The sequence below is a fragment of the Kibdelosporangium banguiense genome (assembly GCF_017876405.1).
Taxonomy (GTDB): domain Bacteria; phylum Actinomycetota; class Actinomycetes; order Mycobacteriales; family Pseudonocardiaceae; genus Kibdelosporangium; species Kibdelosporangium banguiense.
The window spans coordinates 4,807,179-4,826,567 of the sequence record NZ_JAGINW010000001.1; the positions used below are offsets into that span (position 1 = coordinate 4,807,179).

Sequence of the window (19,389 nt, forward strand, 5' to 3'; positions counted from 1 at the left end):
TCAACATCGCCCTCATGCAACCCTCAGGTCCGGCGAAACGTGGCTACCACCACGGCGATCTGCGCAACGCGCTGGTCGAGGCCGCCGCACAGCTGGCGGAGGAAGGCGGTCCGCAGGCGGTGACTGTGCGCGCCGCCGCGCGCGCCGCAGGCGTCACTCCGACTGCTGCCTACCGTCACTTCGAGAACCAAGAGCAGCTGCTGACCGCGGCCAAAGAGTGCGCGATGGACGGTCTGGCGAGCACGATGCAGGAGTTCATCGACGCGATGCCGCCGATCGACGACCCGGTCAGGCTCGCGATGAGCACGCTGGGCGCCATCGCGCGGGGGTATGTGTACTTCGCGATGACCGAGGCCGGGCTGTTCCGGACCGCGTTCGAGCAGGGCGGCACCATCCTGGAGGGAACCACGCTGGCCAAAGTGGACAGTGGGTTCCAGATGCTGGTGCAGGGCCTGGACAAGCTGGTGGAGGTCGGCCACCTGTCAGCCGAGCACCGGCCGCTGGCCGAGATCACGGCCTGGTCGGCGGCGCACGGCTTCGCGATGCTCGTGATCGACGGCCCGATGCACGACTGGCCGCCGGACATGCTCAACGACGCGCTTGAGCGCATGCTCGGGATCTTCGTGCGTGGCCTGACCAGCGAGGGCGCGGACGATCAGCTGACCGCCCACGTCCTCGCCGACACCAGACGCGGGTGAGGCTCAGTCCGCGGCGGGGACGTTTCCGCCGCGCTTCACCGATTCCAGCAGGAGCTGCGAGACGTCCTTGACCGCGACGCCCTCGCCCTTGCCCTCACTCTGCCGCGCGGTGAGACCGTCGTTGACCATCACGCGGCAGAACGGGCAGCCGGTGACGACAGTGTCCGCACCGGTGCCGATCGCCTCGTCGACCCGCTCTTCGTTGACGCGCTTGCCGATCCGCTCTTCCATCCACATGCGGGCACCACCGGCACCGCAGCACATCGCACGGTCGGCGTGCCGCGGCATCTCGGTGAGCGACGCACCGGCAGCGCCGATCAGCTCGCGCGGCGGCGTGTAGACCTTGTTGTGCCGGCCCAGGTAGCACGGGTCGTGGTACGTCACGCCAGGCCCGGCAGGGTCGGCCGGCGCCACCGGGGTGAGCTTCTTGGCCTGCACCAGGCGATTGAGCAACTGTGTGTGGTGCACGACCTCGTAGTGCCCGTCCAGCTGCGGGTACTCGCGGCCGAGCGTGTTCATGCAGTGCGGGCACGTGGTGACGATCTTGCGCTGGAGCGGCTCCCGTCCTTCGAATACTGAATTCAGCATTTCGACGGTCTGCTGCGCCATCATCTGGAACAGGAACTCGTTGCCCGACCGGCGCGCCGGGTCGCCCGTGCAGCTCTCCTCCTTGCCCAGCACGACGTACTTCACGCCGGCCAGGTGCAGCAGCTCCGCGGTCGCCCGGACGGTCTTGCGGGCGTTGTCGTCGAACGACCCCGCGCAGCCGATCCAGTACACGTACTCCACATCGGACGCCAGCTCACCGTCGAAGACCGGCACCTCGAAGTCCAGGCCCTTGGCCCAGTCCATCCGCTCGTTGTTGTTCTGGCCCCACGGGTTGCCCTTGGTCTCCAGGTTGCGGAACAGGGTGCCGAGCTCGCTCGGGAACTCCGACTCGATCATCACCTGGTAGCGGCGCATGTCGACGATGTGGTCCACGTGCTCGATGTCCACCGGGCACTGTTCGACGCACGCGCCGCAGGAGGTACATGACCACAACACGTCCGGGTCGATCACGCCACCCTGCTCGGCGGTCCCCACCAGCGGCCGGCCGGCCTGGTCACCGGGCACACGCTCGAATCCGGACTCCGGCACGCCGTGCCTGTGCTCGGCGATCTCCGGAGTCGCGTCGTCGGCTGCCTCCTTGCCGCCGATCAGGTACGGCGCCTTGCCGAACATGTGGTCCCGCAGGTCCATGATCAGCAGCTTGGGCGACAACGGCTTGCCGGTGTTCCACGCCGGGCACTGCGACTGGCACCGGCCGCACTCCGTGCAGGTGGCGAAGTCGAGCATGCCCTTCCAGGTGAAGTCCTCGATCTTGCCCCGGCCGAACACGTCGTCCTCGCCCGGGTCCTCGAAGTCGATCGGCTTGCCGTGCGACTGCATCGGCAGCAGCGGGCCGAGGCCGTCGGGCAGGCGCTTGGCCGTGACGTTGACCGGCGCCAGGAAGATGTGCAGGTGCTTGGAGTGCAGCACGATGATCAGGAAGCTCAGCATCACGCCGATGTGCAGCAGCAGCCCGACGGTCTCGATGACCTCGTTCGCGCTGTGGCCCAGCGGCTCCAGCAGGTCGCCCACCCCCAGCGAGACGAACGCGCCGCTGTCGTACGGGAAGTTGCCGACCGCCGCGGACGACCCACGGAACAGGAACATCGTCCACACGACGTTGAAGATCATGAACAGGATCAGCCACGCGCCACCGGTGTGCGAGCCGTAGAACCGCGATCCCCGCTGCTTGCGCTCGGGTGACTGCCTGATCCGGATCACCGCGAAGGCCACCAGCGAGACGAACACCATCACCGCGATGAAGTCCTGCACGAAGCCGAGCACGGACCACTGGCCGATCAACGGGATGTGGAAGTCCTCGTCGAACAGCGCGCCGTACGCCTCCAGGTACACCGACGCGAGGATCACGAAGCCCCAGAACGTGAACAGGTGCGCCATGCCGGGCACCGACCACTTCAGCAGCTTGCGCTGGCCGAACACCTCGGCCAGGTGGGCCGCCACGCGCGCGCCCAGCCGGTCGGCGCGGTCATGGTCGGGCTGGCCGGACTTGATCAGCCGGTTCAGCCACATGATTCGCTGGGCGGCGAAGCCGAGCCCAACGACGGTCATCAACAGACCCAGAACGAGACGAACGACCACGTAGACCCAACCTCGTCAATGTGAGCTTGTGTAGTAACGGCACGCCTTGCACGCGTACCGCATCTTCGCAATCCGCCACCGCTGCCCGTCACCCGGACAAACCCCGAGGCGATCGTAAGGCCGCACTGGCAGACGCGCTTCATAACGCTCGGTGGCGCGTCCGAGATACGCCCTTCTCACCACAAGCCCGCGCCGGGCCGCGCTCCTTGAGCGTGCGGAGTCCCGGCAGAACAGATGCAGCAGGCCGAGCCCGGGCAGTCCGCCCAGATCGCCGACCTGCTCCACGACGCCATAACCGGGATGCCCGCAGTCGCTCGCGAGCAGGACCGGAAGATCGCAGTACGCACACCGGGAGCCGCACGCGAGGCACCTTGCCAAGACATGCCGCATCCGTGAGCCTCCCTGTGACCGGCGCCACTTCTCCAGGGAGCGTACTCATGATTCTTTACCAGCCGGTAGCACCCGTTCGGGGGAGTGGTCTTAACCCGTTCGCTCAGGCGTGGCCAGTGCGGCGGGGGTTCGGGGCTAGATGACCGGATCGGCGAATCGGGACCGCAATGGTCCTTCGTCGTAGGCGGGGTAAGGCTCTTCGAATGACATGTAAGGCAGGTCGCCTTCGAACGGGTGGATGTCGTCGTATTCCCGGTCGGTCTCCTGGATCTCCACGCGGTGCGCGGTGACGAGGCCGTTCTGGAAGTTGCTGGCGGTGATGGCGTAGGCCGTTCGTTCCACTCCTATGAAGTCCAGCCGCTGGACGCCCAGTTCCTTGTGGCGTGGGTCGTGCGGGGCTAGAGCGTCGATGCGCAGGTCGTCGAGTGTTCTCGGCAGGTTGAACTCGCCGGTGAACGTGAAGATCACGTCGATCCGGGGCTCGTGGCCCCTTCTAGGGCTACGCAGGACCAGTTGTGCATGCGACACGTAGAAGAACCAGAAGTGGAACGGGCGATCGAATTCAAGTGTCCACGGTGGCTCTGTCACGGATAGGTCCATGGTTCCACCACCTGTTCCAATGATCTGCCGTGTTTGCGGAGCGTCATTCCGGTGGCGAGCACATATCCGCCGATGTAGTCGTCGGCTTCGACGGAGAACCGGAACCGGTCGGGTCCTTGTTCGATCATGTCGATCTCGATGTCGTGCATGCACTTGGCGAGCCGCATCTCGGTCACGCCGTGGAAGGTGACGAAGGTGTGGATGTGGTTGCGGTTGTCGACGCTGGTGTAGATCTGCAGGTCACCCTTGGGGTCGAAGTAATAGGCCACCTCGACCTGGCGTCTGAGGCGGATGGGCAGGGGGATCAGCACGGGGTTCCTCCGTGACAGGAACTGGAACGTGTTCTAGTCTGGTCGGGTAAAGAGAACACGTTCCAGTTCGGGAGCTGCTCATGAGCGAGGTCGTCGCGGCCGTCCGGGAACTCCTGCCGGTGTTGCGGGAGCGGGCACAGCAGACCGAGGACCTGCGCAAGGTTCCGGCCGAATCGATCGAGGCGCTGCGGCAGACAGGGTTCTTCAAGCTCCTGCAGCCGGCCAGGCACGGTGGGGCCGAAGCCGATCCGCTCGACTTCTATACCAGTGTCCGGCTGATCGCGAGCGCGTGCGGCTCGACCGGCTGGGTCGCGTCGGTGCTGGGCTGTCACCCGTGGCAGCTGGGGCTTTTCGCGGCGCAGGCGCAGGCTGACGTCTGGGGCGAGGACGAGGACACGCGGATCTCCTCCTCGTACGCGCCGATGGGCCGGGCGACGCCGGTGGACGGCGGTTTCCGGTTCACCGGGCGGTGGAGCTTCTCCTCCGGTTGCGACCATGCCTCATGGGTCTTTCTCGGCGGCCTCGTCCTGGGTGACGACGGCGCGCCGGTGGACTTCCGGACGTTCCTGCTGCCGATCTCCGACTACAAGATCGAAGACGTGTGGGACACCGTCGGGTTGCGGGGCACCGGGAGCAACGACATCCTGGTCGACGACGTTTTTGTTCCTGAATACAGAACTCTGAGTTTCATGGACACGGGCAAGTGTGAGTGCCCGGGCCACGAGGTCAACACCAGCCCGCTGTACAAGCTGCCGTTCGCGTCGGTGTTCTCCTACTCCATCGCCACGCCCGTCATCGGTATGGCGACAGGTGCGTACGAAACGCATACCGCCTACATGCAGGAGCGCGTCCGGGCTTCCTACGGCACCAAAGCCGCTGAGGACCCGTACTCCCAGGTCCGTGTCGCCGAAGCGGCCAGCGAGATCGACGCCGCCTGGCTGCAGCTGGAGTACAACATCGGCACGGCCTACAAACACGTTCTCGCGGGCGAGAAAGTCCCGTTCCAGCTGCGGATGCGCATCCGGCGTGACCAGGTCAAAGCGACGGGCCGCGCGATCGGTGCGGTGGACAGGCTGTTCGAGAACTCCGGCGGCAAGGCCTTGAACGCCGGCACGCCGATCCAACGCTTCTGGCGCGACGCGCACGCCGGGCGAGTGCACGCCATCAACGACCCCGAGCGCGCGCTTGCCATGTACGGCAAGACGCAGCTGGGTCTCAAGGTGCAGGACGCGTGGCTGTGACTACTTTCGAATCGACTTCGCGGTTTGGGCAAGCCGGACCGGACCTCAAGCTGCATTACCACGAAGCTGGCGAGGGCGAGCCGGTCGTGATGCTGCACGGCGGCGGGCCCGGTGCCTCGGCGTGGAGCAATTTCGGGCGCAATCTGCCGGTGTTCGCCGAGCAATACCGCACCCTCCTGGTGGACCAGCCGGGGTTCGGGCACTCCGGCAAACCCGAGATCACCAGCCAGTTCTTCACGTTCAGCGCGGACGCGCTGCTCGGTCTGCTCGACACGCTCGGCATCGAGCGAGTGCATCTCGTCGGCAATTCGCTGGGTGGCGGGACGGCCGTGCGGTTTGCACTGAGGCATCCGGATCGCGCCGGGCGGCTTGTGCTGATGGCGCCGGGAGGTCTGGGCGTCAATGTGTTCTCGCCCGATCCGACCGAAGGCATCAAGGCCCTGTACTCGTTCGCCGCGCCGCCTGGGCCGTCGAAGGAGAAGCTGGCGAAGTTCTTGCGTACGCTTGTGTTCGACCAGTCCCTGGTCACAGATGAGCTGATCGACGAGCGCTACCGTGTCGCGGCCGACCCGGAGTCGTTGCGCGCCATGGCTTCCATGGGCAAGTCGTTCACCAGTGCGGAGAGCTTCGAGGAGGGCATGCTCTGGCGTGAGGCCTACCAGCTCCGGCAGCGTGTCCTGCTGGTCTGGGGCCGTGAGGACCGGGTCAACCCGCTGGACGGCGCGCTGCTGGCGTTGAAGATGATCCCGCGTGCGCAGTTGCATGTGTTCGGCCGTTGCGGGCACTGGGCGCAGTTGGAGAAATTCGCCGAGTTCAACCAGCTCACCCTGGACTTCCTGAGGAGTGCGTGATGGGTATCCGCCAACTGGGCTACCTGCGCATCGAGGCCACCGACATGGCCAAGTGGCGTGAGTACGGCCTGAAGGTGCTCGGCATGGTGGAGGGCAAGGGCCGCGACGAGAACGCGCTGTACCTGCGGATGGACGACTTCCCGGCCCGTCTGGTGATCTTTCCGGGCGAGGCCGACCGGCTGGCCCAGTCCGGCTGGGAGACCGCGAACGCCGCGGAACTCGACGAGGTCCGGCGCAACCTGGAAGCCGCGGGCGTGCCGTACAAGGAAGGTACGCAGGCCGAACTGGCCGACCGCCGGGTGGACGAGCTGATCAGCTTCGACGACCCGTCCGGCAACACCCTCGAGGTCTTCCACGGTGCCGCTCTGGAACACCGTCGTGTCGTCAGCCCGTACGGCCACAAGTTCGTGACCGCCGAACAAGGTCTCGGGCATGTCGTGCTGTCCACACACGACGATGAAGCTGCGCTGCGGTTCTACCGTGATGTCCTGGGGTTCAAGCTCCGCGACTCCATGCGCCTGCCACCGCAACTGGTCGGGCGCCCAGCCGACGGCGCGCCGGCGTGGCTGCGCTTCTTCGGTTGCAACCCGCGCCACCACAGCCTGGCGTTCCTGCCGATGCCGACGCCCAGCGGGATCGTGCACCTGATGGTCGAGGTGGAGAACAGCGACGATGTCGGCCTGACGCTGGACCGTGCGTTGCGCCGCAAGGTGCCGCTCTCGGCCACGCTCGGCCGGCACGTCAACGACCTGATGCTGTCCTTCTATATGAAGACGCCCGGCGGCTTCGACGTCGAGTTCGGTTGTGAGGGAAGGCAGGTCGACGACGAGTCGTGGATCGCCCGGGAGAGCACCGCGGTCAGCCTGTGGGGCCACGACTTCAGCGTCGGCGCGAAACAGTGACGTCCACGGTCCCGGTCGCCACCGAGTTCCGCAAGGCACTCGGGCACTTCTGCACGGGTGTCACGGTGATCACCGGTGAAGGCCCCGTCGGGTTCGCCTGCCAGGCCTTCGCCGCGCTATCGCTGGATCCGCCCCTGGTGCTGTTCTGCCCTGGCCGCGCTTCCGGGACCTGGCAGGCGATTTCCGAGCGCGGCCACTTCTGTGTGAACGTGCTGGCCGAGGACCAGCAGGACCTGTCGGCCAAGTTCGGCCGGCCGGGTGCGGACAAGTTCCTCGGCACGGCGTGGAGCCCGGCGCCCAGCGGCGCGCCGGTCCTTGACGGCGTTCTCACATGGATCGACTGCAGCGTCGAGGAAGTCCGTGACGGCGGCGACCACCATGTTGTCGTCGGCCGGGTTCAGCGGCTGGGTCCCTGCCGGGATGCCCAGCCGCTGCTGTTCTACCGCGGCCGCTACTCCGCGACGGACAGGAAAGCCGAACGCCGGCCGAACGCCATGCTGGACCACCTCTTCACCTGGGGCCGGCACGACGACTGGATCTAGATCGTCTGCGACAGCCGGGCCACGTGCTCGTGCGGCCGGCCGAACAGCTGCGCACTGCTGTGCGCGCGTTTGAAGTACCGGTGCGCGTCGTGTTCCCAGGTGATGGCGATCCCGCCGTGCATCTGGATCATCTCACCGGCCACAGTGGACAGAGCCTCGGTGCATCGCACCGCGGCGACGGCCGCGAGGCCGGGGGACTCGACTGCGGCATACGAAATCGAACGCGCAGTCTCGACAAGGACGTACATATCGGCCATACGGTGCTTCAACGCCTGGAAACTGCCGATTGGACGGCCGAATTGCACGCGTGTCTTGGTGTACGCCACGGTCATGTCCAGACATTGTTGCGCCGCGCCGACTTGTTCGGCGCTCAGTGCGACGCACGCGAGGTCGCGTAACCGCGGCGCAGGAGGGCCTATCTGACGGCCGTTGGACAGGTGCACGGTGGCGAGCCGACGGGTCTCATCCATCGTGGGGGTATGTACGCGATGCGTCGCCTCGCCCAGGAACAGTCCATCCGGCGTGGAGACGATCAACACATCTGCGGTGTCACCGTCGAGCACGTACGGTACGACGCTCGGAACCGACGGCGCCCACATGACGGTCGCGGCGGTCGTCCCGTCGGCGATTCCGGGTAGCAACCGGGCGCATTCTGATTGGTTACCGCTCAGTAGAAGAGCCTGCGCCGCGAGCGCGGTCGACAGCATCGGCACAGGTGCGAGCTCACGCCCAAGTTCTTCCAGGACAACGTGTGCCTCGATCAGGCCGCCCGCGCCGCCGTACTCCTCGGGCACGCCCAGACCGGCCACGCCGATCTTGCACAGCTCCTGCCACGAGGCGTCGCCGCGGTCGTGCATCTGCCGCACGGCGTCTCGTAAATCTTCTTGTTCGGCCGTCAGCATGGGTCCATCAAACCAAACAATCGCTTGGTTTGCCATGAAGTTCAGTCGTGCCGAGTCACTCGTGGGCGGGTGCCGTTCGATAAGGTTGGCACCGTCCGGTACACGCACGCGAGGAATAGAGTCCGTCATCGAAAAGGGGCAGCTGGTCGCCGGTCGCTACCGGCTGCTGGACACCATCGGCAGTGGCGCGATGGGCATCGTCTGGCAGGCGCGCGACGAGCGTCTTGATCGAACGGTTGCGATCAAGCAACTGCTGATGCGCGCTGGGCTGTCCGACAGCCAGACAGAGGATGCGCGCCGCCGCGCGATGCGCGAAGGCCGTATCGCCGCGCGCTTGCAGCACCGCAACGCCATCGCGCTCTTCGACGTGGCGGAACACGACGGTGACCCGTGCCTGATCATGGAGTACCTGCCGTCGCGCAGCCTCTCCGGCCTGCTGGCCGACCGCGGCACGCTGTCGCCGCAGGAGGCCGCCCAGATCGGTGAGCAGGTCGCCACCGCGCTGACCGCCGCGCACGCCGCCGGGATCGTGCACCGGGACGTCAAGCCGGGCAACATCCTGATCGACGACACCGGCCAGGTGAAGATCACCGACTTCGGCATCTCCCGGTCGACCGACGACGGCACGATGACCCAGTCCTCGGTCGGCATGCTCGCCGGCACGCCCGCCTACCTGGCCCCCGAGGTGGCCCGCGGCCAGGACCCGACCAGGGCCTCGGACGTGTTCTCCCTGGGTGCGACGCTGTACCACGCACTCGAGGGCCAGCCGCCGTACGGCTTCAAGGACAACCCGCTCGCCCAGCTCTACGCCGTGGCCATGGGCAACGTGCCCGAGCCCAAGCACGCCGGCCCGCTGACCAAGACGCTGATGACCCTGCTCAGCGCGGACGCCGCCGACCGGCCCACGATGCCCGAGGTCGTCACGACCCTCTCCGAGCTCGCCGGCCACGAAACCGTCGTGGTCCACGTGCCCACTCCGCCGAAGCCGGTGGCCGCGGCCGTGCAGCCCACGCTCGTGGCCCCGAAACCTGTGGTCGCCCAGCAACAACAGGCCCCGCCCAGGCAGCCACCGCCGCCGACCCCACCCCCGCCGGTCAGGCCCGTACCCCCGGCGAAACAGCCCGGGCGGCCCGGCAAGAGCAAACGTGGTCTCGCCGTCATCGGCGCGGTTGTCGCAGCCGCCGTGCTCGGCGGTGTCATCGCCTCGGTGATGAGTTCGGGCTCGCCGGACGACAACGCCAACCGGCAGACGCCAGGCGTGTTGCCGCCCAGCACCGTGACCATCGTGTCGACGGCGAACCAGCCACCTCCTCAGACGAGCACCACCCCGCCGACACCACAGGGTGCCTCCGAAGGTGGAATCGACTGGAGCTCGGCTGGTCGGCTCGTGATCAACTACTACGGCTCGGCGGCACCGGAGGCCCGGTGGGGCATGCTGTCCGCCGAGATGCAGCAGACCTTCGGCTCGATCGGCGCGTTCCAGCAGTTCTGGGCACAGTATCCGCAGGTCAGCTCAAGGAACGCCAATGGCGTCCGGGAGAACGGTGACGGATCGGTGACTGTGCCTGTGGACGTCACTTATGCATCAGGCAATTCGACACACAAAGAGATTCGAGTGATCAAGACTGGTGGTCAGCTCAAGATTGCCTCGGACGGCAGGTAATCCGAGCCCTCGGTCGATCTCGCTTATTCGACCGAGGGCGGCTGGCGACTATTTGGCAGAGGCATATATCGCTTGACGCGCGATGCCTCTGGTCGATGATAGAATAGACTTCGAGTGTGTGTGAAAATAGTGGTAGTTAACGACTTACTGCGTCAAAGCTAAAAAACGACGCGCCTCCTACCGTCCCGGCGGTTGCCCACACCCAGTCGCCGGTGCAATTGCTGTACTTCCACAGCTTGAGAGACGGTACGCCAGCATTGTGGTATGACTGGCTTTCTGGGATATCGACGCAGCCCGAGATGGAACTGTTGCTACGAGAGAAGTTCTTTCCCTCTTGGAAGAGGTAGTAGTACGTGCATATATTTCCTGCCTGGCAGAGCTCTGCGGCTGCTTGTGCTGGCGCAGCCTGCGCTACAGTAGGTGTTAGCGTCAGGAGGGTGCACGCCGTCAATAGTGCAGACTTCAGTCTCATGGCTCCCCTGCTGGATATGGTATTTGATCATCATTGTCACGTCGTCAGTAAAAGATACCTGCGAACACCTTTGGCGTCCTGTATGTGCGGTCGGCATTTGACGTGGTGTGTGACGATGAACTGGTTGCCGTCGAACGGATCGGCCGAATTAAGGGCCCGGTTCTGTCCAGATTTTCAAGGCTCTTCAGGTTTACCAGAGCAGGTAGAGTGCTGGCAACCCTCAGTAGTCATGGATTTCTTGGCTCTGGCAGGTGCTACATGTCACGCGGCTGCGGTTTGATACGCCCGCCTTGCTTTTCATGGACCGGACCTGGGATGTCGTTGGTAGGTCAGGCAAGGTTGTCCACTGCGGACATCTCTACCCCGGCGTTACCCCTTGTGATGCGTCGTGGTTGCCTGTATTCAGATGGTGGCGTCTTGAGTGACAGGGGGACTCGATGACAACCGGTCGTGACAAGCCCGGCTACATGGTCTCTTCTCGAGACAACGCGGTCCTTTCGTGGCTGGAGACCGCCGGGATCGACACCTCGTTACCGTCACCGGATCGTGTGTACGACGCGTACCTGGGCGGTTCGCACAACACTGCGGTGGACCGTGCGTTCGTCGAGAAGGCCGAGCTCATCCTGCCCGCCATCAAGCCCCTGGCCCGCAACAACAGGTCTTTTCTGCGCCGCGCGGTGAAGGAGGCCGTGGCGGCGGGGATCACCCAGTTCCTGGACATCGGCTCGGGTGCGCCGACTGTCGGCAATGTTCACGAGATCGCGCTACGCGCCAACCCGGACGTGCATGTCGTCTACGTCGACTCGAACACGATCGCCGTCCAGACGTCCCGCCTCAAGCTGGAAGAGCAAGGCGTCACCGATCGGGTGACGGTCATCCAGGAGGACATGCGTAACCCGGACGGCATCCTGGACCACCCCGACACTCGGGCGCTGCTGGACTTCGACCGGCCCATCTGCCTGATGATGGTGGCTCTGCTGCACTTCATCAGCGACGACGACAATCCCGGCGAGCTGCTCGCGTACTACCGCGACCGCCTGGCTCCCGGCAGCAAACTGGTGCTCTCCCACATCACCTGTGACAACGCGCCCCCGGAACAGCAGGCCCAGATCGCGGCGTTCGTCGATGCCTACAAGAACACCACGGCTCACCTCTACACCCGCACCCACGCCGAGATGACAAGGCTCTTCGACGGCTGGCAGATCGAGGCCCCCGGCATCGTCTCGCCTCAGGACTGGCGCCAGGACAACCCGGTTGACCAGAATCCCGAGTCCTACCACCTCGGCTGGTGCGGTGTGGCCGGCAAGGTCTAACGGCCGGTCCACTTCACCTGGCGTTTTGTGCCGAACATGCTGACGGCGGTGTGGAAGTCCTCGCTGGCGAAGACTTTGGCGACGATGTCGTCGCCGTCGGGGAGGGCGGCGCGGCGGAGGCGGGCGACGGCTTGTTTGGCCGCCCACATGCTGAGGGGTGAGTGGCGCAGGACCGTGCCGACGACGGCGTTCGCGGTGCGGTCGAGGTCGTCGTCACCGCAGAGTTCGTGGACGAAACCGGCTGCCTTGGCGTCGCCACCGGTGAGCATTTTGGCGCGGAGCAGCACGTCGAGGGTCCGCGACGGGCCCAGATGGTGCACGAGCAGCGAGTAGTTGTTCATCGAGAGGCAGTTGCCGAGGGTTTTGGCGATCGGCACGCCGAAGCGCGCGGACGTAGCAGCGACCCGCAGGTCACATACGGCCGCGATAGCCAGCCCGGCGCCAACGCAATAGCCGTGGATGACGGCGACGGTCGGGACGGTCACGTCCTCAAGGCGCATGAGCGCCTCACCGATACGCCGCTCGTAGGCGAGGCCGTCCTCGCCGGTCTCGAACTCCTCGAACTGCGTGATGTCCGTACCGGCGACGAACGCCTGCCTGCCCGCGCCACGCAACATCATCGCGCGGATGCCGTCGTCGCTGTCGGCGCGTTCGCACGCCTCCGCCAGGCCTGCGTACATGTCGAACGTCATCGCGTTGTGCTTGTCCGGACGGTTGAAGGTGACCGTGAGAACAGCACCGTCTTGTTCGACCACAAGGCTCATGTCAGCTCCTCGTCGGTGTGCTCGCCCAGCGCGGGGCCGGCGTGTGAGCGTCGCGTAGGTGTCCGAGAGAACCGCATCGGTGAGCCAAGTTGTCGCATGCCGCCGGGCGCGTCCCAGAAGAAGTCGCGGGATGTGAGTTGCGGAGCGTGGAAGACCTCGTCGTAGGAGGAGATCGGCGCGCACGGGACGGACGCCTGGTCCAGCGCGGTGACCAGGTCGGCCACCTTGCGGGTGGCTGTGACCTGCTCGATCTCCGGGATCAGGTCGTCGACGTGTTCCTTGCGGCGGTACGCGTCGCGATACCGCGAGTCGTCGAGCAATCGTTGCAGGCCAAGGACTTCGCACAGCCCACGCCATGCCTTCGGGGTGATCGCGCCAACCGTGAGCCAGCCGTCTGCACAGCGTATTGCCTGGTAGGGGGCCTGACTCTGGTGCGCTGAGCCGAGCGGGCCGCCGGCCTCGCCGGTCGCGAAGTACTTCCCGGCTTCCCAGACCGCCAGCGACACGCCTGATTCGAGCAGACTGACGTCGATGTACTGGCCTTCGCCGCTGCGCTCGCGTTCCCTGAGCGCCGCCGTCACCGCGAGGGCGACGTACAAGCCGCACACCAGGTCGCAGACCGGCACGCCGACTTTGGCCGGGTCACCGCCTGGCGCTCCGGTGATGCTCATCAGGCCGCTACGGGCCTGAGCCATGATGTCGAGGCCAGGCAGTGTCGAAAGTGGACCGTCCTGGCCCCAGCCGGACGCCGAGGCGTAGATCAGGCCCGGGTTGGCCGCGCGCAGAGTCTCGTAGTCGAGCTGGAGTGCCCGCAGCGCGCCTGGCCTGAGGTTCTCCACCAGGACGTCGGCCCGCGACGCCAGCCGGAGGAACGCTGCCCGGCCCTCCGGGGACTTCAGATCCAACGCGACGGATCGTTTGTTGCGGTTCAGCCGGGCGAAGGGCGAGCTGACGCCGTCGACGAACGGCCCGGCCGAACGCACCGGGTCGCCGCCGTCCGGGTTCTCGATCTTGATGACGTCCGCGCCGAGGTCGGCGAGCTGCATGGTGGCGTACGGGCCCGCCATGAAGACGCCGACCTCCAGCACCGTGATTCCGGATAGGGGCATGCCCTACAGCCAACCCGGAACCACGAGAACCAGCCATGTGACGATCGGCGCGACCAGGATCATGCTGAACCCCCACGCCATCAGCCGTTTGAAGACCAGCTCCCGGTACTCCGGCGGCGAACTGGCCACGGTCAGGGCGCCGCTCGTGGAGAACGGGCTCGCGTCCACGACCGACGACGACAACGCCAGCGCGGTGATCAGCCCGATCGCACCGACCTGCCCGGTCTGTAGGAACGGTACGGCGAGCGGGATGAGTGCGCCGAGAATGCCGGTTGTCGACGCGAACGCCGACACCGCACCGCCGATGAAGCAGATCAGCAATGCACCGAGCAGTGGCACTCCAATGCTCGCGACACCGTGCCCGAGGTAGTCCACCGTGCCGATGTCCTCGAGCAGGCTGACGTACGTGACGATGCCACAGATCAGCAGGACTGTGCTCCACGCGACCTTGTCGACGGCGTCACGCGTGGTCGACGGCGATACGAGCGTCAGCACCACGACCACGGTCAACGACAGCAGGCCCACGTCGAGGTCGAAGAACAGTGCGCCGACCGCGAGCCCGACGATGCCGATCAGGGTGAGAATCTTGTTGTGGTCCAACGAAACCGGAGCCTGGACCGTGCCCGGACCGGACTTCTGCTCGACGTCGAGCTGCTCGGCTCGGGCATACAGCAACTGGCGTCCACCGAACATGACGAACACGACGATGCTGAGCAGCAGGTTGAACACGAACGAGCCGATGAACAGGGTCATCGGGCTGCCCGGCAGGTTGCTGCGTTCGACCACGCCGTTGGTGATGCTGCCGAAGATGCTGATCGGCGAGAACCCGCCCGCGCTGGCGCCGTTGATCACCAGCAGGCCCATCAGCACCGGGTTGATCTTGTAGCGGGTCGCGAAGCCCATGGCGATGGGCGCGATGATCGCGACCGCGGCCGGGACGACCGCGCCGAGCGCCGTGAGCACGGCCGTGGTCAGGAACATCACCCATGGAATGGCCACGACCCGGCCACCGACCACCCGGATGGCGGCCCGCACAAGCCAGTCCACCGTGCCGTTGCTCTTGGCGATGGCGAACAGGTACGTGACGCCGACCAGGATGACGAAGAGATTGCTGGGGAAACCGCCGACGATGTCATCGGTCGACTTGTCCACCACGATGGTGCCGACGGCGAACGCGGCGACGAACGCCAGCACACCCATGTTGATCGATAACGTGGTGCCCAGGATGAACACCGCGATGAGCACGAGGATCGAGATGATTTCCACCGACATGCGAATCTCCGTTGTCTGACCAGACCTGTTTCGCATTACGGAATAGGTTGTTCGTACTTAGAAATTAGACGTATGGTCTGGATCACGTCAAGGTCTGACCGCATGAGAGGGAAACAGGGGCATGAGTTTCACCGGAGGACGCCACTTCCTGCAGATCCCCGGCCCGACCAACGTTCCGGACCAGGTGCTGCGCGCCATGTCGGCGCCGGTCATCGACCACCGTGGGCCGCGGTTCGCGCAATTCACGCTGGAGCTGCTGGAAGCGGTCAAGCCGGTGTTCGGCACGAGCGGGCCGGTGATCCTGTATCCGTCTTCCGGGACTGGTGCGTGGGAAGCCGCGCTGGTCAACACTTTGAGCCCGGGTGATCGGGTGCTCTGCTTCGAAACCGGGCACTTCGCCACGCTGTGGCAGGCGATGGCGCGTGATCTCGGGCTGGAGGTCGACTTCGTGCCCGGCGACTGGCGGCACGGCGTGGACCCGGCCGAGGTCTCGGCCCGGCTGACTCCGGACACCAAAGCGGTTCTGGTGGTGCACAACGAGACTTCGACTGGGGTGACCAGCGACATCGCGGCCGTCCGGCAGGCGATGGGCGACCATCCGGCGCTGCTGTTGGTGGACACCGTGTCGTCACTCGGGTCCGTTGACTACCGGCATGACGAATGGGGCGTGGACGTCACGGTCTCCTGTTCGCAGAAAGGACTCATGCTGCCACCGGGTCTCGGCCTGACCGCGGTCTCGGAGAAGGCGTTGGCGTCGGTTTCCGGTTTCCCGAAGTCGTACTGGAGCTGGCAGCCGATCCTCGAGGCGAACAAGCGTGGCGGTTTTCCTTACACTCCACCGACAAACTTGTTCTACGGGCTGCGTGAGGCCTTGCGTATGCTGGAATCGGAAGGCCTGCCGAATGTCTACGCCCGGCACGCGCGCCATGCGGCTGCGACGCGAGTCGCGGTTCAGGGCTGGGGACTGGAGTTGCTGTGCGCCGATTCCCGGTTGTACTCCAACACTTTGACGGCGGTACTGATGCCGGACGGCCATGACGCGGACAAACTGCGCGCGTTGATCCTGGATCGTTTCGACATGTCGCTGGGCGCGGGCCTCGGCAAAGTGGCGGGCAAAGTGTTCCGGATCGGGCACCTGGGGCATTTCAACGACCTCAGCCTGGCGGGCACACTCTCCGGCGTGCAGATGGGCCTTCGACTGGCAGGTGTTCCGATTGATCCCGCCGGGGTCACGGCCGCGCTCGATCACCTGGCGGCCGCATGAACGAGCTGGCCGAAGCCCTCCGGCGGTCGCTCGACGGCGAGGTCGCGTTCGATTCCTATACGCGGCACCTGTTCTCGCGCGACGCGAGTATGTACTCGATCATGCCTGCCGGAGTTGTCTTTCCGCGGCATGCCGATGATGTCGTCGCCACGGTCACTGTTGCCCGGGAACATGAGGTGCCTGTTCTCGCGCGTGGCGGCGGCACGAGTTTGGCTGGCCAGACGGTCGGTCCTGGCGTAGTGCTGGACTTTTCCCGGCACATGAATCGCATTCTGTCGATCGACGCCGAAGCCGGCACGGCTCATGTGCAGCCGGGTGTTGTGCAGGACGATCTGAACCGTGCCGCGTTGCCGCATGGATTGATGTTCGGGCCGGACACTTCGACGAGCAATCGCGCCACGATCGGTGGAATGATCGGCAACAACTCGGCCGGCAGTGGATCTGTCCGCTATGGCATGACCATTGATCATGTGCGCTCGCTGGACGTGGTGTTGTCCGACGCCAGCACGGCCAGCTTCGGGCCTGGCATTGCCTCGAAGTTCGACGAGGAACTGTCGGCGTTGGTGGCCGCCAACCAGTCCGCGATCGCCGGCGGCTTCCCCAAATTCTGGCGGCGAGCCGGCGGATACCGGCTGGATCGCCTGGCAGATGGGCCTTTCGACCTGGCCAAGTTCGTGGTCGGGTCCGAGGGCACGCTGGTCGTGGCCACATCGGCGGTGGTCGGCCTGGTGGGAAAACCCAAGCACACGGTGATCGCGGTCGGTCATTTCGCGTCGATCGAAGCGGCCATCGCGGCGACCGACGACGCCTTGGCCTGTTCGCCGTCGGCCGTCGAACTGATCGACCGGACGATTCTGGACCTGTCCCGGCAGAAGCTGGAATACCGGCGGCTGGCCAGTTTCCTGGAGGGCGATCCCGAAGCGCTGCTGTTCGTCACCTTCACCGGCGATACTCAGGCAGAAGCCGTTGCCCTGATGGACAAACTGAATGCGTTGTGGTCCAAGCACTCGCACGGTTACCACACATTGCGGGCGGAAACCCCGGCGCAGCAAGGCGCTTTGTTGAAGGTCCGCAAGGCCGGTCTCGGATTGCTGATGGCCTCCAGTGAGGGCTCGCGGCGGCCGCAGGCATTTGTGGAGGACACCGCGGTCGACCCCGCGCGACTGATCGAATACAGCACAAGGTTCAAGGAGATTCTCACCCGGCATGGGATGAAAGCCGGTTTCTACGGACACGCCTCGGTCGGCTGCTTGCACGTCCGTCCATTCGTGGACCTGACGAATCCCGACGAGGTGGCCGCGATGCGTGCGGTCGCCGAGGAAGTCCGGGACCTGGTCGTCGAATTCGGCGGCGCGAACTCCAGCGAGCACGGCGACGGCTTGGCGCGCAGCGAATTCAACCGCACACTGTTCGGCGATGCACTGTATGAGGCCATGCGTCAGGTGAAACGGATCTTCGACCCGGACGGCGTGATGAATCCCGGCAAGATCGTGGACTCGCCATCGATGACGTCGAATCTGCGCGATCCGGCACTGCCGCCGGCCAAACCCTTGCAGACGCATCTGACTTTCCTCGGCGACATGCGCAGCGCCGCGGATCGGTGCATGAACATCGGTCTCTGCCGGAAAAGCGAGACTGGCGTGATGTGCCCGTCCTATATGGCCACTCGCAACGAGGAGGATTCCACCCGTGGACGGGCCAACGCCTTGGTGAAGGCGCTTTCGTCGCCGGATCCCGCCGCTGCGCTCGGCGATTCCCGCCTGCATGAGGTCCTGGACCTCTGCCTGATGTGCAAGGCATGCAAGAGCGAGTGCCCCCTCGGGGTGGACATGGCCGCACTGAAGAGTGAAACCCTGGCCCAGAAACACGCACAGACGGGCGTGCCGATGCGTTCCCGGTTCTTCGGTGCGATCCGGACCTTGAACCGGCTCGGCTCCGCCACGGCTCCGGTGTCCAACCTGCCAGGGCGTTCGCGCTTCTTCCGCAAACTGCTCGGCCTCGCACCGGCCAGGCCGCTGCCGCGGTTCAACCGCCAGAACCTGATCCGCTGGTTCAGCAAGCGCCCAGCGGCCCAGTCGGGCTCGGCGGTGACCTTCCTGGCGGACTCCTTCACCACATTCACCGAACCCGGAGTGGGCAAGGCAGCGATCTCCCTGCTGGAAAAAGCAGGCTGGCAGGTCCGGCTGGAGTCGTCCGCCTGCTGCGGCCGCGCCGGAATCTCCAAAGGCCTGCTGGACGACGCGAAACGCAAGGCATCGGTGCTGACCTCGCGGCTGGCAACCGGCTCCGGTCCCATCGTCGGCTGCGAGCCCTCGTGCCTGTACACCCTGCAGGACGAGTATTTGTCCCTCCTGCCAGGAGATTCCACGGTCGGGGAGGTCGCGTCCCGGGTCCGCCAGGTCGAGGAACTGCTCACCGAGGCGATCGACTCCGGCAAACTCGTCCTGGCCCAGGACTCGTGGTTGAACGGCAAGGAAATCCTGCTGCACGGCCACTGCCACCAGAAAGCCGAAGTCGGCACAGCCGCGACCCTGGAGCTGCTGCGCCGCATCCCAGGCGCGAAAGTCACCGAACTCGACGCGGGCTGCTGCGGAATGGCCGGTTCATTCGGCTTCGAAGCAGAGCACTACGACATATCCATCCAAGTAGGAGAGGACAGACTCTTCCCCGCGATCCGTGCCGCCGACTCAGCAGTAGTCGCCGCGACCGGCGTCTCCTGCCGCCAGCAGATCAAACACGGCACCTCCCGAACAGCCCTGCACCCCGTCGAGCTCATCGCATCCTGCGTCACCGAAGCGACATAGCCCTCCAGCAAGCACCCACCCGACCAATCCCGAACTATCAAAACTGTCAGACCCCACCGCTACTTTGGCTTGCAAGGGGAGCTGCGAATGGCGGGTTTTGTCGC

17 protein-coding genes are annotated in these 19,389 nt (G+C 65.5%); 9 read left to right on the forward strand and 8 right to left on the reverse strand.

Annotation, left to right across the window (positions count from 1 at the left end; all coding sequences use genetic code 11):
- The first annotated feature begins 14 nt into the window (after window positions 1–14).
- On the forward strand, window positions 15–698 hold the full coding sequence (locus JOF56_RS22785) for a TetR/AcrR family transcriptional regulator (protein ID WP_209641379.1): 684 nt from the start codon (window positions 15–17) through the stop codon (window positions 696–698).
- A 3-nt stretch (window positions 699–701) separates the two neighbouring features.
- Here JOF56_RS22785 and JOF56_RS22790 read toward each other — a convergent pair whose 3' ends face one another.
- The 4 genes from JOF56_RS22790 to JOF56_RS22805 all read right to left on the reverse strand — a co-directional run bounded on the left by JOF56_RS22790 (window position 702) and on the right by JOF56_RS22805 (window position 4,186).
- Complete coding sequence (locus JOF56_RS22790; RefSeq protein WP_209641381.1) at window positions 702–2,885, reverse strand: (Fe-S)-binding protein; 2,184 nt, start codon at window positions 2,883–2,885, stop codon at window positions 702–704.
- Between the two features lie 15 nt (window positions 2,886–2,900).
- Window positions 2,901–3,275, reverse strand: coding sequence for a hypothetical protein (locus tag JOF56_RS22795; protein WP_209641383.1), 375 nt, complete (start codon window positions 3,273–3,275; stop codon window positions 2,901–2,903).
- A 135-nt stretch (window positions 3,276–3,410) separates the two neighbouring features.
- Window positions 3,411–3,863 (reverse strand): hypothetical protein, encoded by a 453-nt coding sequence (locus tag JOF56_RS22800; protein ID WP_209641385.1) that lies wholly within the window; start codon window positions 3,861–3,863, stop codon window positions 3,411–3,413.
- Window positions 3,860–4,186 (reverse strand): hypothetical protein, encoded by a 327-nt coding sequence (locus JOF56_RS22805; RefSeq protein ID WP_209641387.1) that lies wholly within the window; start codon window positions 4,184–4,186, stop codon window positions 3,860–3,862. Before JOF56_RS22805 ends, JOF56_RS22800 begins: the two co-directional genes overlap by 4 nt.
- Window positions 4,187–4,266: 80 nt before the next feature.
- Here JOF56_RS22805 and hsaA point away from each other — a divergent pair, with 80 nt between their 5' ends.
- From hsaA to hsaB, 4 genes are read left to right on the forward strand one after another with little or no spacing between them, the layout of a single operon-like run.
- Window positions 4,267–5,427, forward strand: a complete 1,161-nt coding sequence (gene hsaA, locus JOF56_RS22810; RefSeq protein ID WP_209641389.1) for a 3-hydroxy-9,10-secoandrosta-1,3,5(10)-triene-9,17-dione monooxygenase oxygenase subunit — start codon at window positions 4,267–4,269, stop codon at window positions 5,425–5,427.
- Window positions 5,418–6,278: a 4,5:9,10-diseco-3-hydroxy-5,9,17-trioxoandrosta-1(10),2-diene-4-oate hydrolase gene (gene hsaD, locus JOF56_RS22815; RefSeq protein ID WP_307855215.1), complete on the forward strand. Its 861-nt coding sequence runs from the start codon at window positions 5,418–5,420 to the stop codon at window positions 6,276–6,278. Before hsaA ends, hsaD begins: the two co-directional genes overlap by 10 nt.
- Window positions 6,278–7,180, forward strand: a complete 903-nt coding sequence (gene hsaC / locus JOF56_RS22820; RefSeq protein WP_209641392.1) for an iron-dependent extradiol dioxygenase HsaC — start codon at window positions 6,278–6,280, stop codon at window positions 7,178–7,180. Before hsaD ends, hsaC begins: the two co-directional genes overlap by 1 nt.
- On the forward strand, window positions 7,177–7,722 hold the full coding sequence (hsaB, locus tag JOF56_RS22825; RefSeq protein WP_209641394.1) for a 3-hydroxy-9,10-secoandrosta-1,3,5(10)-triene-9,17-dione monooxygenase reductase subunit: 546 nt from the start codon (window positions 7,177–7,179) through the stop codon (window positions 7,720–7,722). The genes hsaC and hsaB overlap by 4 nt, the downstream gene beginning before the upstream one ends.
- Here hsaB and JOF56_RS22830 read toward each other — a convergent pair.
- A complete protein-coding gene (locus JOF56_RS22830; protein WP_372448090.1) occupies window positions 7,719–8,588 on the reverse strand; it encodes an acyl-CoA dehydrogenase family protein in 870 nt (289 codons plus the stop codon). The genes hsaB and JOF56_RS22830 overlap by 4 nt on opposite strands.
- A gap of 70 nt (window positions 8,589–8,658) precedes the next feature.
- Here JOF56_RS22830 and JOF56_RS22835 point away from each other — a divergent pair, with 70 nt between their 5' ends.
- Complete coding sequence (locus JOF56_RS22835) at window positions 8,659–10,287, forward strand: serine/threonine-protein kinase (RefSeq protein WP_209641398.1); 1,629 nt, start codon at window positions 8,659–8,661, stop codon at window positions 10,285–10,287.
- Between the two features lie 909 nt (window positions 10,288–11,196).
- Complete coding sequence (locus JOF56_RS22840) at window positions 11,197–12,072, forward strand: SAM-dependent methyltransferase (protein ID WP_245378357.1); 876 nt, start codon at window positions 11,197–11,199, stop codon at window positions 12,070–12,072.
- Here JOF56_RS22840 and JOF56_RS22845 read toward each other — a convergent pair.
- Genes JOF56_RS22845 through JOF56_RS22855 form a run of 3 tightly spaced genes read right to left on the reverse strand, consistent with a single transcriptional unit; the run spans window position 12,069 to window position 15,217 of the window.
- Complete coding sequence (locus tag JOF56_RS22845) at window positions 12,069–12,836, reverse strand: enoyl-CoA hydratase/isomerase family protein (protein ID WP_209641400.1); 768 nt, start codon at window positions 12,834–12,836, stop codon at window positions 12,069–12,071. The two genes, JOF56_RS22840 and JOF56_RS22845, sit on opposite strands and share 4 nt — an antisense overlap.
- The gene (locus JOF56_RS22850) at window positions 12,833–13,945 is read right to left on the reverse strand and encodes a CaiB/BaiF CoA transferase family protein (RefSeq protein ID WP_209641402.1); all 1,113 of its coding nucleotides are present in this window, start codon (window positions 13,943–13,945) and stop codon (window positions 12,833–12,835) included. The genes JOF56_RS22845 and JOF56_RS22850 overlap by 4 nt, the downstream gene beginning before the upstream one ends.
- 3 nt (window positions 13,946–13,948) lie before the next feature.
- Window positions 13,949–15,217 carry an SLC13 family permease gene (locus JOF56_RS22855; protein WP_209641404.1) on the reverse strand — a complete coding sequence of 423 codons (1,269 nt, stop codon included), beginning with the start codon at window positions 15,215–15,217 and terminating at the stop codon, window positions 13,949–13,951.
- A 121-nt stretch (window positions 15,218–15,338) separates the two neighbouring features.
- On the opposite strand from JOF56_RS22855, the gene JOF56_RS22860 reads away from it, so the two are divergent.
- Together JOF56_RS22860 and JOF56_RS22865 are read left to right on the forward strand one after the other, a co-directional pair.
- Entirely contained in the window at window positions 15,339–16,481 is a 1,143-nt protein-coding gene (locus JOF56_RS22860) for a pyridoxal-phosphate-dependent aminotransferase family protein (RefSeq protein ID WP_209641405.1), read from the forward strand.
- On the forward strand, window positions 16,478–19,285 hold the full coding sequence (locus tag JOF56_RS22865) for an FAD-binding and (Fe-S)-binding domain-containing protein (RefSeq protein WP_209641407.1): 2,808 nt from the start codon (window positions 16,478–16,480) through the stop codon (window positions 19,283–19,285). Before JOF56_RS22860 ends, JOF56_RS22865 begins: the two co-directional genes overlap by 4 nt.
- Window positions 19,286–19,389 lie beyond the last annotated feature (104 nt).

Coding starts and splice junctions, on each gene's coding strand:
- JOF56_RS22785 (WP_209641379.1), top strand. CDS start 15: ATGCAACCCTCAGGTCCGGCGAAACGTGGCTACCACCACGGCGATCTG.
- JOF56_RS22795 (WP_209641383.1), bottom strand. CDS start 3,275: ATGCGGCATGTCTTGGCAAGGTGCCTCGCGTGCGGCTCCCGGTGTGCG.
- hsaA (WP_209641389.1), top strand. CDS start 4,267: ATGAGCGAGGTCGTCGCGGCCGTCCGGGAACTCCTGCCGGTGTTGCGG.
- hsaC (WP_209641392.1), top strand. CDS start 6,278: ATGGGTATCCGCCAACTGGGCTACCTGCGCATCGAGGCCACCGACATG.
- JOF56_RS22835 (WP_209641398.1), top strand. CDS start 8,659: ATGAAGTTCAGTCGTGCCGAGTCACTCGTGGGCGGGTGCCGTTCGATA.
- JOF56_RS22840 (WP_245378357.1), top strand. CDS start 11,197: ATGACAACCGGTCGTGACAAGCCCGGCTACATGGTCTCTTCTCGAGAC.
- JOF56_RS22845 (WP_209641400.1), bottom strand. CDS start 12,836: ATGAGCCTTGTGGTCGAACAAGACGGTGCTGTTCTCACGGTCACCTTC.
- JOF56_RS22850 (WP_209641402.1), bottom strand. CDS start 13,945: ATGCCCCTATCCGGAATCACGGTGCTGGAGGTCGGCGTCTTCATGGCG.
- JOF56_RS22855 (WP_209641404.1), bottom strand. CDS start 15,217: ATGTCGGTGGAAATCATCTCGATCCTCGTGCTCATCGCGGTGTTCATC.
- JOF56_RS22860 (WP_209641405.1), top strand. CDS start 15,339: ATGAGTTTCACCGGAGGACGCCACTTCCTGCAGATCCCCGGCCCGACC.
- JOF56_RS22865 (WP_209641407.1), top strand. CDS start 16,478: ATGAACGAGCTGGCCGAAGCCCTCCGGCGGTCGCTCGACGGCGAGGTC.